Origin of the sequence: Pseudomonas sp. Z3-6 (genome assembly GCF_051131985.1) — a bacterium.
Taxonomy (GTDB): Bacteria; Pseudomonadota; Gammaproteobacteria; order Pseudomonadales; family Pseudomonadaceae; genus Aquipseudomonas; species Aquipseudomonas zanjanensis.
The window spans coordinates 6177478-6191141 of record NZ_CP071644.1; the positions used below are offsets into that span (position 1 = coordinate 6177478).

Consider the following 13664-nt stretch of genomic DNA (forward strand, 5'->3'; position numbering starts at 1 on the left):
GCCCCTCATGACTTCGGCAAGAAACGCATTGATCATCGGCGCCTCCCGGGGCCTGGGCCTCGGCCTGGTGAAGACGCTGCTCAGCGATGGCTGGAACGTGACCGCCACCGTGCGCAACCCGCAGAACGCCGAGGCTTTGAAGGCGCTGGGCCCGGTGCGGATCGAAAAACTCGACATGGACGACCAGCAAGCCGTCATCGCCTTGAGCCAGCAGCTCAAGGGCGAGACCTTCGACCTGTTGTTCGTCAACGCCGGGGTCAAGGGCCCGGATAACCAGAGCCCGGGCGGCGCGACGCTGGCCGAAGTCGGCCAGCTGTTCTTCACCAACGCGGTGGCGCCGATCAACCTGGCCCAGCGCTTCGTCGGCCAGATCCGCGACGGCAGCGGCGTGCTGGCATTCATGAGTTCAGTGCTGGGCAGCGTGACCATGCCCGACGCGCCGGAACTGGCGCTGTACAAGGCCAGCAAGGCAGCGCTCAACTCCATGACCAACAGCTTCGTCAGCCAACTGGGCGAACAGTCATTGACGGTACTGTCGCTGCACCCGGGTTGGGTGAAAACCGACATGGGCGGCGAAGGCGCGGACCTTGATGTCGAGACCAGCACCCGTGGGCTGATCGACCAAGTGAATGCCTTCGCCGGCAAGGGTGGGCATCACTTCGTCAATTACAAAGGCGAAACAATCCCCTGGTAACCACCCGATACCCTGTGAAACCCCATAACCCTGTGGGAGCGGGCTTGCTCGCGAAAGCGGATTGTCATTCAACATCGATATCGCCTGATACCTCGCCTTCGCGAGCAAGCCCGCTCCCACATTTGATCTCGGCGAACTCTGGAAAACTGCAACACAACCTGAGTAAACTCCGCACCTCGCCCTATCCAATGGGCGACCCTGGATCAGCAGACAGGGCATCACTGAGCTGGCTAACCTGAACCCACTTTCAGAGGAGCCGGCCACCATGCCTGCGACCCGTACCTGGTTAAAAAATCCCCTCGCCATTTTCACGGCCAACGACCTCGATGCCCGTGGCGGTCTCGTCCTGCAGGACGGTGTGATCGTCGAACTGCTGAGCGCCGGCCAACAACCCGCCCAGCCCTGTGACCACGTCTTCGACGCGCGAGAGCATGTGATCCTGCCGGGGTTGATCAACACCCATCATCACTTCTACCAAACCCTGACCCGCGCCTGGGCGCCGGTGGTGAACCAGCCGTTGTTCCCCTGGCTGAAAACCCTCTATCCGGTGTGGGCGCGGCTGACCCCGGAAAAACTCGCCCTGGCGAGCAAAGTGGCCTTGGCCGAGTTGCTGCTGTCGGGCTGCACCACGGCGGCCGACCATCATTACCTGTTCCCCCAGGGCCTGGAAAATGCCATCGACGTGCAAGTGCAAAGTGTCCGTGAGCTGGGCATGCGGGCGATGCTGACCCGTGGTTCCATGAGCCTGGGCGAGGCCGACGGTGGGCTGCCACCGCAACAGACCGTGCAGCAGGGCGAGGTGATTCTTGACGACAGCCAGCGCTTGATCGCCGAATACCACGAGCGCGGCGACGGCGCGCAGATCCAGATTGCCCTGGCGCCCTGCTCACCTTTTTCGGTCACGCCACAGATCATGCGTGCCAGTGCCGAGTTGGCGGAGAAGCTCGACGTACGCTTGCACACGCACCTGGCCGAAACCCTCGACGAAGAAGCGTTCTGCCTGCAACGCTTCGGCCTGCGCACCGTGGATTACCTGGACAGCGTCGGCTGGCTCGGCCCTCGGACCTGGTTGGCCCATGGCATTCACTTCAACCCTGACGAAATCGCCCGACTCGGTGCCGCCGGCACCGGCATCTGCCATTGCCCCAGTTCGAACATGCGCCTGGCCTCGGGCATTTGCCCGACCCTGGAGCTGACCACCGCCGGCGCACCCGTGGGCCTGGGTGTCGACGGCTCGGCATCCAACGATGCCTCGAACATGATCCTCGAAACCCGCCAGGCGCTGTACATCCAGCGCCTGCGCTACGGCGCGCAAGCGATCACGCCGGAGCGCGTACTGGGCTGGGCGACCCGGGGCTCGGCGCAACTGCTCGGGCGCAGCGATATCGGCGAATTGGCCGTGGGCAAACAGGCCGACCTGGCGCTGTTCAAGCTCGATGAGCTGCGCTTCTCCGGCAGCCATGACCCGGTCTCGGCCCTGCTGCTGTGCGGCGCGGACCGGGCGGATCGGGTGATGATCGGTGGGCAATGGCGGGTGATCGACGGGCAAGTCGAGGGGTTGGACTTGAAGGGCTTGATTGCCGATCACAGCCAGGCGGCGCGGGAATTGATCGCCGGCGCCTGACCCAACGCCATCGCGGGCAAGCCTTGCTCCCACAGTTCTCATGAATCCCATAGATTTGCATTGATCTGTGGGAGCAAGGCTTGCTCCCACAGTTTTTCATGAGTCCACAGACTTGCAGTGATCTGTGGGAGCAAGGCTTGCCCGCGATGCTCTTCTAGAGGCCCAGCAGGGACAACATGATAAACGTCGCGAACAACACAAAATGGGTCATGCCTTCGATGGCATTGGTTTCACCATCGTTGAGGTTGATCGCGCAGACGATCAGGGTGATGAAAATCATCACCGTCTGCACCGGTGTCATCGCCATCTGGAAAGGCTGGCCGGTGTAGAGGGCCATGGCTTCCATCACCGGCACGGTGAGGATCACGGTGGACAACGACGCCCCCAGCGCGATGTTCACCACCGCCTGCATGCGATTGGCGAGGGCCGCGCGCAGGGCGGTGAGGATTTCCGGCGCGGCAGAGATCGCCGCCACCAGGATCGCCGTGACCACGGGCGGAGCACCCGAGCCTTCCAGCCCCAGGTCGATGGCCTTGGACATCACTTCAGCCAACGCACCGATCACCACCACGCCAAACACCAGCGCACTGATGGAAATCGTCAGGCTGATAGGTTCTGGTTCGTTTTCCACCGGTTCTTTCTTGCGGCGTTTTTCCGGGTAGCTGTAGCTGAAGAAGTAACTGTGGGGCCCGACCTGCATGCGCAGGAACAGCGTGTACAACACGATCATCGCGCCGATGGTGAAGGCAGAATAGGTTTTCCAGCTATCCCGGGGGATGAACTCCGGCACCACCATCGACACGCCCATGGCCGTGAGAATCATCACGCTGTAGGTGCGCGCCGAATCGTCGTTATAGACCTGCTCGCCATGCTTGATCCCGCCCATCAGCGCCGCGAGCCCGAGGATGCCGTTGATGTCGAGCATCACCGCCGAGTAAATCGTGTCCCGCACCAGCGTCGACGAGGCTTCGTTGTTCATCATGATCGCCAGGATCACCACTTCCACCAGCACCGCCGACAAGGTCAGGATCATGGTGCCGTAAGGATCACCGACCTTTTCCGCCAGCAACTCGGCGTGATGGGCTACGCGCATGGAGGCGGCGACAATAAAACCGATCAGGACCAGGCCGCCGAGCAACGCCACCAGTTGCCCGCTGCCCAGCAGCCAGTGCTCCAGCGGATAGGCGACACATACGGCGGCCAGCGCCAGCAACAGCAGTTTTTCTTGCTTGATCAAAGTGAGCATCGCGGGCCTGCCACTGTGAACGGATCATGAGTTACTGACTGTCGGGGGAGGCGAACGTTTCGTTCGGTGTGATGCACCAGGGGGTGGCGAGTGGCTGGCAGGTGCACCGTTATCGATCTGGACGGCCCCATCGCGAGCAAGCTCGCTCCCACAGGTTATGCGGATGTAGAACCTGTGGCGAGGGAGCTTGCTCCCGCTCGGTTGCGAAGCAACCGTAAAAAACAGGGCCGCTGCGCAGCCCAGCGGGAGCAAGCTCCCTCGCCACAATAAGGTCGTGTCGATTAGTTGTCCTGTTGGTCAGCATTTTGCATTGCTGCTGCACAGCCAACCTCACAACAAAATGGAGTTCGAGTTCATGCACAAACGTCCCTTGAAGAAATTGCTTTGCGCCGTCGTCGCGGCCGTCGGCCTGGGTGCCGGCCTGAATGCCAGTGCCGCCGACCCGCTGAAGGTCGGCTTCGTCTACATCGGCCCCATCGGCGACCACGGCTGGACCTATCAGCATGAACAAGGGCGCAAGGAACTGGCGGCGAAGTTCGGCGAGCAGATCACCACTCACTACGTGGAAAACGTACCGGAGGGGGCCGACGCCGAGCGGGTGATCCGTAACATGGCCAAGGACAAGTACGACCTGATCTTCACCACGTCCTTCGGCTATATGAACCCGACGCTGAAAGTCGCCAAGCAGTTTCCCAAGGTAACCTTCGAACACGCCACCGGCTACAAGCAGGACAAGAACCTCGGCACCTACCTGGCTCGCACCTATGAGGGTCGCTACGTCGGCGGCTTCCTCGCGGCCAAGATGACCAAGACCAAGAAGATCGGCTACGTCGCCTCGTTCCCGATCCCGGAAGTCATTCGCGATATCAACGCCATCCAATTGGCCCTGAACAAATACAACCCCGGCACCGAAATCAAAGTGGTGTGGGTCAATTCCTGGTTCGACCCGGGCAAGGAAGCCGACGCCGCGAACGCGCTGATCGACCAGGGCGTGGACGTGGTGTTCCAGCACACCGACAGCCCAGCACCGATCCAGGCCGCCGAACGCCGCGGCGTCTATGCGGTGGGCTACGCTTCGGACATGGCCCATTTCGGGCCCAAGGCGGTGCTGACCTCCATCGTCAATGACTGGGGCCCGCATTACATCCAGGCGACCCAGAGCGTGCTTGACCACAACTGGAAACCCCAGGACTACTGGGGTGGCCTGAAGGAAGGCACGGTGAAACTGCCGATCAGCGACCTGGTGCCGGCAGCGGTCAAGGGCGAAGCCGAGCAGATCATCGCCGACATCGAGAGCGGCGCCCTTCACCCGTTCACCGGCCCGATCAAGGACCAGGCCGGCGTCGAGAAAATCCCCGCGGGCGTGAGCGCCACCAACGCGGAACTGGCGTCGATGAATTATTACGTCGAAGGGATGAAGGCTGAGATTCCGAAATAGCTGGCGAATCAACACAAAACCCTGTGGGAGCGGGCTTGCTCGCGAAGGCGGAGTGTCAGTCAACATTGATGCTGAATGTCCCGCCGCCTTCGCGAGCAAGCCCGCTCCCACAGAAGTCCGCATCCGAATTCAGGAAAAGCCATGAACAGCCTGCCCATCATCGACATCAGCCCGCTCTACGGCGATGAGCCCGACGCCTGGCAAGGCGTCGCCGAGCAGATCGACCGCGCCTGCCGTCAGTGGGGCTTCTTCTACATCAAGGGCCACCCCATCAGCCCGGCGCGCATCGCCGAGGTGCTGGGCAATGCCCAACGCTTCTTCGCCTTGCCCGTCGAAGAAAAACTCAAGATCGACATCACCCAGACCCGCCACCATCGTGGCTACGGCGCCGTCGCCACGGAACAACTGGACCCGACCAAGCCCAGCGACCTGAAGGAAACCTTCGACATGGGCCTGCATCTGCCGGCCGATCACCCCGAGGTGCTGGCGGAAAAACCGTTGCGCGGCCCCAACCGCCACCCAGACCTGAGCGGCTGGCAAGCCTTGATGGAGCAGCATTACCGTGACATGCAGGCGCTTGCGCAAACCCTGCTGCGGGCCATGACCCTGGCCCTGGGCATCGAACGGGACTTTTTCGACACGCGCTTCAACGAACCGGTGAGCGTGCTGCGCCTGATCCATTACCCGCCCCGCGACACCGCCAGTTGCGCCGAACAGCAAGGTGCCGGCGCCCATACCGACTACGGTTGCATCACCCTGCTCTACCAGGACGCCGCCGGTGGCCTGCAAGTGCGCAACGTCAACGGCCAGTGGATCGACGCGCCGCCCATCGACGGCACCTTCGTGGTCAACCTCGGTGACATGATGGCGCGCTGGAGCAACGACCGTTACCTGTCCACGCCGCATCGGGTGATCAGCCCACTGGGGGTGGACCGGTACTCGATGCCGTTCTTTGCCGAGCCGCACCCCGACACGCTGATCCAATGCCTGCCCGGTTGCCAGGATGACGCCCACCCGCCAAAGTACCCAACGACTACCTGCGCCGAATTCCTGTTGTCGCGCTTCGCCGACACCTATGCTTACCGGCGAGAGCCGCTCGCCGTGTAGTGGATCAGCCGGTCAGGTTTTACCCGACAGGACGGCCAGCCCCCTGTAGAATGCCCGCCATCGATTCGCTGATGAGAAAAGACCATGTACGACTGGCTGAACGCCCTGCCCAAGGCTGAACTGCACCTGCACCTGGAAGGCTCGCTGGAACCCGAGCTGCTGTTCGCCCTGGCCGAACGCAACAAGATCGCCCTGCCGTGGAACGACGTCGATACCCTGCGCAAGGCCTATGCCTTCAACAACCTGCAGGAATTTCTCGACCTCTATTACCAGGGCGCCGATGTGCTGCGCACCTCCCAGGACTTCTACGACCTGACCTGGGCCTACCTGTTGCGGTGCAAGGCGCAGAACGTGATCCACACCGAACCGTTCTTCGACCCGCAGACCCACACCGACCGTGGCGTCCCATTCGAAGTGGTGCTCAACGGCATCGCCGCCGCCCTCAAGGACGGTGAGCAGCAACTGGGCGTTACCAGCGGCCTGATCCTGAGCTTCCTGCGTCACCTGAGCGAAGAACAAGCCGAGAAGACCCTCGACCAGGCGCTGCCGTTCCGCGACGCCTTCGTGGCCGTGGGCCTGGACAGTTCGGAAATGGGCCATCCACCGAGCAAGTTCCAGCGCGTATTCGACCGCGCACGCAACGAGGGCTTCCTGACCGTTGCCCACGCCGGCGAAGAGGGCCCGCCCGAGTACATTTGGCAAGCCCTGGACCTGCTGAAGATCCAGCGCATCGACCATGGTGTGCGCGCCATCGAAGATGAGCGGCTGATGCAGCGGATCATCGACGAGCAGATTCCATTGACCGTGTGTCCGCTGTCCAACACCAAGCTGTGCGTATTCGACGACATGTCGCAGCACAACATTCTCGACATGCTCGAGCGCGGCGTGAAAGTGACGGTGAACTCCGATGACCCGGCGTACTTCGGCGGCTACGTCACCGAGAACTTCCACGCGCTGTATACCCACCTGGGCATGACCCAGGACCAGGCCAAGCGCCTGGCGCAGAACAGCCTGGATGCGCGACTTGTAAAACCCTAAGCCCACAGGTTTTTTGATCGCTTGCAAATCCACGGTTGGACGCAGATCCAATCGTGGGAGCGAGCCTGCTCGCGAAGGCGGTGTATCAGTCGACATTAGTGTTGAATGCCAGACCGCTATCGCGAGCAGGCTCGCTCCCACAGGGGATAGTGTTTAGTCGGCGACGGGCGCTTCGCTCAACTCTTCCAACGTCTTGCCCCGGGTTTCCATCCCGAACACCCAGACCACCCCCGCCGCCACGGCGAAGCACAGCGCGCCCAGGGCGAATACGCCGCCCTGGCCGGTGATGGGGAACACCAGGCCGGTCACCAAGGGGCCGAGCAGCGAACCGATACGCCCAACCGCTGAAGCAAAACCCGAGCCGGTGGCCCGCGCCGAGGTGGGGTACAACTCCGGCGTGTAGGTGTAGAGCACCGCCCACATGCCGAACAGGAAAAACTGCATCAGCAACCCGGTGCCGATCAGCAGCCCGACGTTGCCGCCAAACACCGCGCTCTGCCCATACAGAAACGCCATCACCCCGCCGCCCAGCAACGTGATGATGCACACCGGCTTGCGGCCCCAACGCTCCACCAGCCAGGCCGCCATCAGGAAGCCGGGAATCCCGCCCAGGGAAATCACCACGGTGTAATACACCGACTGGGTCACGGCGAACCCCGACTGCTGCAACAGTGCGCTGAGCCAGGACGTCAGGCCATAAAAACCGAGCAAGGCAAAGAACCAGACGCTCCAGATCATCATCGTGCGCTGGCGATACAGCGGCGACCAGATCTGCGCCAGGGCCGAAAAGAAATTGCCCGGCACACTCTCCACCCTTGGCAGGCGGATCGGCTCCGGCAGATCACGACGTCCGAGCGAGGTCCGGACCTTGTCTTCGATCCGCTTGAGCACCGCGTCCGCTTCGTCACCCCGACCGGCCTGTTCCAGCCAGCGCGGCGACTCGGGAATGAAGAAGCGAATCGCCAGGACAAACACCGCCGGCACCGCCAGCACCAGGAAGATGTCGCGCCAGCCGATCACCGGCAGCAGGAAATACGACAGCACCCCCGCCGCCACGAAGCCCAGGGGCCAAAAGCCATCCATCAAGGCGATGTAGCGCCCTCGACGCTTGGCCGGGATCAACTCCGACAGCATCGACTGGGCAATCGGAAACTCCATGCCCATGCCGATACCCAGCAGGACGCGAAACAGTGTCAAGGTCTCGACATCCTGGGCGGTGGAGCACAGGTAACTGGCAATGCCCCACAACACGATGCTCCACTGGAACACCGGCTTGCGCCCGAACCGATCGGCCAGCATGCCCGACAGCGACGCCCCCAGCACCATGCCGAAGAAGCTGGAGCTGGCGAGCAAACCGGCCTGGGCGGTGCTCAGGCCGAACTCGGTTTTGATCGAGCCCAGCAGGAACGTCATCATTGCCAGGTCCATCGAGTCGAAGAAAAACGCCAGGGCAATGATGATGAAAATCACCCGGTGATACCCACTGATGGGTAACCGCTCCAGGCGTTCCGCCGCGCTGTAACCGTGAGTGTCCATGCTGCCTCCCCAATCCGAGAATTCCCCGGACCGAGTGTGCGCGAACCTTGCGAGCGGCTATTGCTGAATACGACCTGTCGACAGCCCTGAACGACGTGCCAGTTCCCTAGAACGCCATCTCCACGGCATCCTGCCGGGCGAACCGGTGGATTTCCTGCTGGCCGAGCGTCGTCACCTGCAAGGCCCTCGAATCGTTGGGCAAGGCCAGCCAACCTGACTGCATGAACAGTTGCAGCAACGCCGCCCCCAGCGCGCCCCCCAGGTGCGGACGACGCTCGCTCCAGTCCGGGCAGGGGCAAGCGATACGGGCATTGCGATAAGCCAGGGCCTGGACGAATAAGCCCCGCTCGGCCAGTTGATTGGCACCCTTGTGCGTGACGATCACCCGTTGTTCGAACTGCTCGATCCATCCGGCGTCCAGCAGGCGCTGGTAGAGGTCGGCCGCCAGGGTTCCCCCCAGGTGGTCGTCGCACAGCCTGGCCCGCATCAACGAAGCGGGGACCGACGGGGCCTTGGTCGGCATCACCCGGCGCCTGAAGACCTCCGGAATCTGCCGTGGCGTACTGACCAGGGTCGCGCTGGCCAGCGCTTCGACGGCGGCGCCGATTTCAGGCGCGGCCAGGCGGAAGAACCGCTTGCGGCCCCGGGCTTCGACTTTCAACAGACCTCCCGCGGACAAGCGCCCCAGGTGCGCATTGGCCGAGGACGGCGACAATCCGGCGAGCAACGCCAGCTCCTCGGCCTGGCGGGCCGTGCCGTCCATCAAGGCCCACATCATTGCGCTGCGCTTGGGGTCAGCCAGCAGCGTGGCGATCTGGCTGATGCAAGGTGCATGTTCCATGTATTCACTCCCTGTTGAATCATTCGTCTACTGCTCTGGCGCAGGCGGTCGCTAGTATAAGCGCGGTGACCGCGCTTTCCTGTCCTCCGGAAACCTTTGGAGGCGATTGTTCATGAGGGAAAAGTCTCTAATTGCGTGCGACTAATGGCCCGCCCCCGCAGAGAGTGGAAATCGAGCCGTCAACTCACCGCAGCGGTCCCGGAGCATGTCCCGCAAAAGGTTGATGGGTTTGCTCAATTGTGCCCGGTGGGCACACAGCAGATTGAGGGGCGCGCGCTCGCATTGCAGGTGCGGCAAGAGGATTTTCAAGCGCCCGGCCAGTACGTCGGTGGACACATCCAGCCACGACTTGTAGGCAATCCCGGCCCCCGCCACCGCCCAGCGGCGCACCACATCAGCGTCATCACTGAAGCGATCGCTGCCGACGGTGAGGCTCACCTCCCGTTTGCCGTCATGAAAGACCCATCGGTCATGGACCCGGCTGCCCAGCATGTACAACAGGCAGTTGTGCTGGGCCAGTTGTTCCAGTTGATGAGGTTCACCCTGGCGCGCCAGATAGTCTGGCGACGCACACAGCACTCGACGGTTATCCGGGGCGACGGGCAAGGCCACCAGGCTTGAATCTTCCGGCTCGCCATAACGCAGGGCGATGTCCACCGGCTGCTTGAACAAGTCGGCCATGCGATCTCCCAGCAGCAGCCGCACCGTCAGCCCGGGATGCTCGCGCTGGAACTCATCCAGCCAGGGCAACAGCAGGTTGCGCCCCAAGTCCGAGGGCGCGGACAACTGCAACACCCCGCTGACCTGATCCTGGCCGCTGGTCAATAACCGCCGTCCTTCGTCGAGACTGCTCAACGCGGCACGGGCGTATTCGAGAAACCCCTCGCCTTCGGCCGTCAGGCGCAGGCTGCGGGTGGAACGGGCCAACAGCCGCGCACCGAGGTGCTGCTCGATCCGTTTCAACGCGGCACTGGCCACCGCTGCCGACAGGTCCATGACCCTGGCTGCCGCCGAAAGACTGCCCAGGTCCGCCGCCCGGACAAACAATTGCAAGTCATCGAAGCGAAGCATGACGACTCCATTATCAAAATATTATTGAAAGAGCCTGTTGTTTTAGCCGGTTTTATCTCGGTGATAAATAGCTAAACATGGCCTTCATCGAAACTCACCTCACGGAGCCGCTTCATGAAAGCCATTGCCTACTACCATTCGTTGCCCATCACCGACCCGCAATCGCTCCAGGACATCGAGCTGCCGGAACCGGTCGCAGGCCCCCGGGACCTGCTGGTGGAGGTCAAGGCCATTTCGGTCAATCCGGTGGACACCAAGGTCCGCCAGAACGTCCAGCCCGAAGGTGGTGCCGCCAAGGTGCTGGGCTGGGACGTGGCCGGCGTGGTCAAGGCAGTCGGCAGCGAGGTCACGCTGTTCAAAGCCGGGGACAAGGTGTTCTACGCCGGTTCCATCGCCCGGGCCGGTGGCAACAGCGAGCTGCATGTGGTGGATGAACGCATCGTCGGCCACATGCCCAAGACCCTCGGTTTCGCCGACGCCGCGGCGCTGCCGCTGACGGCCATTACCGCTTGGGAACTGTTGTTCGAGCGCCTGCACATCCAGGAAGACCAGGATGACCAGGGTCAGAGCCTGTTGATCGTCGGCGCGGCGGGAGGCGTGGGTTCGATCCTGACGCAACTGGCCCACCAACTCACCGGGTTGAAGGTGATTGGCACCGCGTCCCGTGCGCAAACCCAGGAATGGGTGCGCAGCCTGGGTGCTGACCTGGTGATCGACCACAGCCGCCCTTTGAGCGAAGTATTGAAAGAAGCGGGCCAGCCCCAGGTGACTCACGTCGCCAGCCTGACCCAGACCGACCAGCATCTGGACCAACTGGTCGAAGCCCTCGCACCCCAGGGCAAGCTGGCGCTGATCGACGACCCCAAGGCGCTGGACGTGACCAAGCTCAAGCGCAAGAGCCTGTCGTTGCATTGGGAATTCATGTACACCCGCTCGCTGTTCGAAACGGCCGACATGCTTGAACAGCACAAGCTGCTCAATCGCGTGGCCGCCCTGATCGACGCCGGCACGCTGAAGACCACGGTGGGCGAGCATTTCGGCACCATCAACGCCGAAAACCTGCGTCGGGCCCATGCCTTGCTGGAAAGCGGCCAGGCCAAGGGCAAGATTGTGCTCGAGGGCTTCTGACCGAACACGGCGGTCGCCCCGCTAACAATCCCGTGGAGAGGGAGCTTGCTCCCGCTGGGCTGCGTAGCGGCCCCTGGTTTTTGCAGTTGCTGCGCAACCGAGCGGGAGCAAGCTCCCTCGCCACAGTGATTGCCTCATTAGCCGGCGACTAACCGTCAGTCCGAGAATTGACCGTTGTCACAAATGCGATCGCATTCGGGTCTACACTCGAGGCCTTTGCAACGCAATCTTTTCGTGAGGAGGTCAGCAATGAAGATCCTGATAAAAGAAGTGGCAAAATCTCAATGGCAAGTGCGTCTTGACCAGCACGTAGTCACCTTCCGTACCGAGGCCGAAGCCCAGGCTTTTGCCACGACCTTGCAGGCGCGGATCCACGCGCCCCATCGTTTCCCCGAACAACAGCAGCGCGCGGTCGGCTGAGTCAGTCTTCGCGACTGGCCTGGACCAGTGCCCAGGCGTTTTGCAGGCGACGAGTCAGCATCGCTGCACTCACCACCAACAGCCCGCAAAGGCTAATGACCAGCGCCATTGGCACCGCGGTGCCGTCATGCAGCGCAGCGACCAACGCAGCGGCTCCCGCCGCCACGGAAAACTGCAGGCATCCCAGCATCGCCGAGGCACTGCCGGCCCGGGCGCCCTGCCCGTTCATGGCGCAGGCCGAGGCATTGGGAAGGATGCAACCCAGGCTGGCGATGCAGATAAACAGTGGGACCAGCAGCGGCCACAACTGCGCAGGTTGCAATGAACTGACCGCCAGCAGGCTCAGCCCCGCCCCCAGGTAGACCCATACCGCGCGGTTCAACAGAAACGCCGGGCCGCGCTTGGACAGCAACCGGGCGTTGACCTGGGCAACCAGGATGAAGCCCGCCGCGTTGGTGCCGAACAGCCAACCGAAATGTTCGGCCGGTACACCGTAGAGCTTGATGAAGACGAAAGGCGAACCGGCGATGTAGGCAAACATCCCGGCGATAGCGATGCCCCCCGTCAGCGCATGGCCGAGGTAGACGGCGTCGGTCAATAACCGGCCATACTGGCGCAACGCCCCCGACAACGGTTGCCGAGGTACATCGTCCGGCAAGCTTTCCGGCAACCACAAGGCCACCGCCGTCGACGCCAATGCGCTGAACACGGTCAGGGCAATGAAGATCGACTGCCAGCCATGCAGGTTCACCAGCAACCCGCCCAGCATCGGCGCGAGAATCGGCGCCAGGCCCATCACCAGCATCAGTTGCGAAAACACCTTCGCCGAGCCCACCGCGTCGCATTTGTCACTGACCACGGCCCGGGAAATCACCATCCCGGCGCAGCCGCCCAAGGCCTGGACGAAGCGGGCGCCAATCAGCCATTCGAGGTTTGGCGCATAGGCGCAGGCCAGGGACGCCAGGGTGAACAGACCGACGCCCGTCAGCAGCGGAATCCGCCGTCCGAAGCGGTCCGCCACAGGCCCATAGGCCAACTGCCCGATGGACAAGCCGAGGAAATAGGCCGCCAGGGTCAGCTGGATGTGTTTTTCGTCAGTACCGAAGGCCGTGGCCATCGCCGGAAAGGCGGGCAGGTAGAAATCGATCGCCAAGGGACCGAAAGCGCTCAAGGCGCCAAGAATCAGAATCGTACGGAGGTTCATCGGGCGTCCAGCTCAGGCGTCGTTCGACAGCCCGACAGTCTAGCCGTGCCGGGCGCTCTTGAACATTCCGATAGGTCGCTAACGATTAAAAAAACTCAAGCCACACTGATCCCATAACCCTCTTCCTTGATGGCCGCGACCACGGCATCGGCCGGCAACGAACTCTGGACCTGGACGGTCTTGGCGCCCAGGTCGACGCGCACGTCAGCCGCCGGATCCTTGGCCTGGACCGCCTCGGTGATGGCCTTGACGCAGTGACCGCAGGACATGCCCTCGACATTAAAAGTTTGCATGAGATGACTCCTTGGGATTGAGGT

The 13664-nt window shown here is 62.5% G+C and carries 13 protein-coding genes; 7 read left to right on the forward strand and 6 right to left on the reverse strand.

Annotated features, from left to right (window positions below):
* Positions 1-7 precede the first annotated feature (7 nt).
* Both J3P88_RS26730 and J3P88_RS26735 read left to right on the forward strand, forming a co-directional pair.
* Entirely contained in the window at positions 8-694 is a 687-nt protein-coding gene (locus tag J3P88_RS26730; protein WP_186707956.1) for an SDR family oxidoreductase, read from the forward strand.
* 265 nt (positions 695-959) lie between these two features.
* Positions 960-2318 carry an 8-oxoguanine deaminase gene (locus tag J3P88_RS26735; protein WP_434572578.1) on the forward strand — a complete coding sequence of 453 codons (1359 nt, stop codon included), beginning with the start codon at positions 960-962 and terminating at the stop codon, positions 2316-2318.
* Positions 2319-2472: 154 nt separating this feature from the next.
* Here J3P88_RS26735 and J3P88_RS26740 read toward each other — a convergent pair whose 3' ends face one another.
* Positions 2473-3564 (reverse strand): calcium:proton antiporter, encoded by a 1092-nt coding sequence (locus J3P88_RS26740; protein WP_186707952.1) that lies wholly within the window; start codon positions 3562-3564, stop codon positions 2473-2475.
* A gap of 355 nt (positions 3565-3919) precedes the next feature.
* Here J3P88_RS26740 and J3P88_RS26745 point away from each other — a divergent pair, with 355 nt between their 5' ends.
* The 3 genes from J3P88_RS26745 (at position 3920) to J3P88_RS26755 (ending at position 7147) form a co-directional block, all read left to right on the forward strand.
* Positions 3920-5002, forward strand: coding sequence for a BMP family ABC transporter substrate-binding protein (locus J3P88_RS26745; protein WP_434572580.1), 1083 nt, complete (start codon positions 3920-3922; stop codon positions 5000-5002).
* A 141-nt stretch (positions 5003-5143) separates the two neighbouring features.
* Positions 5144-6109 carry a 2-oxoglutarate and iron-dependent oxygenase domain-containing protein gene (locus J3P88_RS26750; RefSeq protein WP_434572582.1) on the forward strand — a complete coding sequence of 322 codons (966 nt, stop codon included), beginning with the start codon at positions 5144-5146 and terminating at the stop codon, positions 6107-6109.
* Positions 6110-6193: 84 nt separating this feature from the next.
* Positions 6194-7147 (forward strand): adenosine deaminase, encoded by a 954-nt coding sequence (locus tag J3P88_RS26755; RefSeq protein WP_434572584.1) that lies wholly within the window; start codon positions 6194-6196, stop codon positions 7145-7147.
* Between the two features lie 153 nt (positions 7148-7300).
* Here the strand turns inward: J3P88_RS26755 and J3P88_RS26760 are convergent, their stop codons facing one another.
* The 3 genes from J3P88_RS26760 to J3P88_RS26770 all read right to left on the reverse strand — a co-directional run bounded on the left by J3P88_RS26760 (position 7301) and on the right by J3P88_RS26770 (position 10595).
* Positions 7301-8683, reverse strand: a complete 1383-nt coding sequence (locus tag J3P88_RS26760) for an MFS transporter (RefSeq protein ID WP_434572586.1) — start codon at positions 8681-8683, stop codon at positions 7301-7303.
* A 106-nt stretch (positions 8684-8789) separates the two neighbouring features.
* Positions 8790-9524, reverse strand: coding sequence for an ArsR/SmtB family transcription factor (locus J3P88_RS26765; RefSeq protein WP_434572588.1), 735 nt, complete (start codon positions 9522-9524; stop codon positions 8790-8792).
* A 141-nt stretch (positions 9525-9665) separates the two neighbouring features.
* Complete coding sequence (locus J3P88_RS26770) at positions 9666-10595, reverse strand: LysR family transcriptional regulator (RefSeq protein ID WP_434572590.1); 930 nt, start codon at positions 10593-10595, stop codon at positions 9666-9668.
* Between the two features lie 114 nt (positions 10596-10709).
* Here J3P88_RS26770 and J3P88_RS26775 point away from each other — a divergent pair, with 114 nt between their 5' ends.
* On the forward strand, positions 10710-11723 hold the full coding sequence (locus J3P88_RS26775; RefSeq protein ID WP_186707938.1) for a zinc-binding alcohol dehydrogenase family protein: 1014 nt from the start codon (positions 10710-10712) through the stop codon (positions 11721-11723).
* A 249-nt stretch (positions 11724-11972) separates the two neighbouring features.
* Positions 11973-12143 (forward strand): hypothetical protein, encoded by a 171-nt coding sequence (locus tag J3P88_RS26780; RefSeq protein WP_434572592.1) that lies wholly within the window; start codon positions 11973-11975, stop codon positions 12141-12143.
* 1 nt (position 12144) lies between these two features.
* Here J3P88_RS26780 and J3P88_RS26785 read toward each other — a convergent pair whose 3' ends face one another.
* Positions 12145-13347 (reverse strand): multidrug effflux MFS transporter, encoded by a 1203-nt coding sequence (locus J3P88_RS26785; RefSeq protein ID WP_434572594.1) that lies wholly within the window; start codon positions 13345-13347, stop codon positions 12145-12147.
* Positions 13348-13442: 95 nt separating this feature from the next.
* Positions 13443-13640: a heavy-metal-associated domain-containing protein gene (locus tag J3P88_RS26790; protein ID WP_186707934.1), complete on the reverse strand. Its 198-nt coding sequence runs from the start codon at positions 13638-13640 to the stop codon at positions 13443-13445.
* Between the last annotated feature and the right edge of the window lie 24 nt (positions 13641-13664).

What these genes read in the sequence shown, in the direction of transcription:
- J3P88_RS26740 (WP_186707952.1), bottom strand. Translation starts at nt 3,564, where the DNA reads ATGCTCACTTTGATCAAGCAAGAAAAACTGCTGTTGCTGGCGCTGGCC.
- J3P88_RS26755 (WP_434572584.1), top strand. Translation starts at nt 6,194, where the DNA reads ATGTACGACTGGCTGAACGCCCTGCCCAAGGCTGAACTGCACCTGCAC.
- J3P88_RS26790 (WP_186707934.1), bottom strand. Translation starts at nt 13,640, where the DNA reads ATGCAAACTTTTAATGTCGAGGGCATGTCCTGCGGTCACTGCGTCAAG.
- J3P88_RS26780 (WP_434572592.1), top strand. Translation starts at nt 11,973, where the DNA reads ATGAAGATCCTGATAAAAGAAGTGGCAAAATCTCAATGGCAAGTGCGT.
- J3P88_RS26760 (WP_434572586.1), bottom strand. Translation starts at nt 8,683, where the DNA reads ATGGACACTCACGGTTACAGCGCGGCGGAACGCCTGGAGCGGTTACCC.
- J3P88_RS26730 (WP_186707956.1), top strand. Translation starts at nt 8, where the DNA reads ATGACTTCGGCAAGAAACGCATTGATCATCGGCGCCTCCCGGGGCCTG.
- J3P88_RS26775 (WP_186707938.1), top strand. Translation starts at nt 10,710, where the DNA reads ATGAAAGCCATTGCCTACTACCATTCGTTGCCCATCACCGACCCGCAA.
- J3P88_RS26745 (WP_434572580.1), top strand. Translation starts at nt 3,920, where the DNA reads ATGCACAAACGTCCCTTGAAGAAATTGCTTTGCGCCGTCGTCGCGGCC.
- J3P88_RS26765 (WP_434572588.1), bottom strand. Translation starts at nt 9,524, where the DNA reads ATGGAACATGCACCTTGCATCAGCCAGATCGCCACGCTGCTGGCTGAC.
- J3P88_RS26750 (WP_434572582.1), top strand. Translation starts at nt 5,144, where the DNA reads ATGAACAGCCTGCCCATCATCGACATCAGCCCGCTCTACGGCGATGAG.
- J3P88_RS26770 (WP_434572590.1), bottom strand. Translation starts at nt 10,595, where the DNA reads ATGCTTCGCTTCGATGACTTGCAATTGTTTGTCCGGGCGGCGGACCTG.
- J3P88_RS26785 (WP_434572594.1), bottom strand. Translation starts at nt 13,347, where the DNA reads ATGAACCTCCGTACGATTCTGATTCTTGGCGCCTTGAGCGCTTTCGGT.
- J3P88_RS26735 (WP_434572578.1), top strand. Translation starts at nt 960, where the DNA reads ATGCCTGCGACCCGTACCTGGTTAAAAAATCCCCTCGCCATTTTCACG.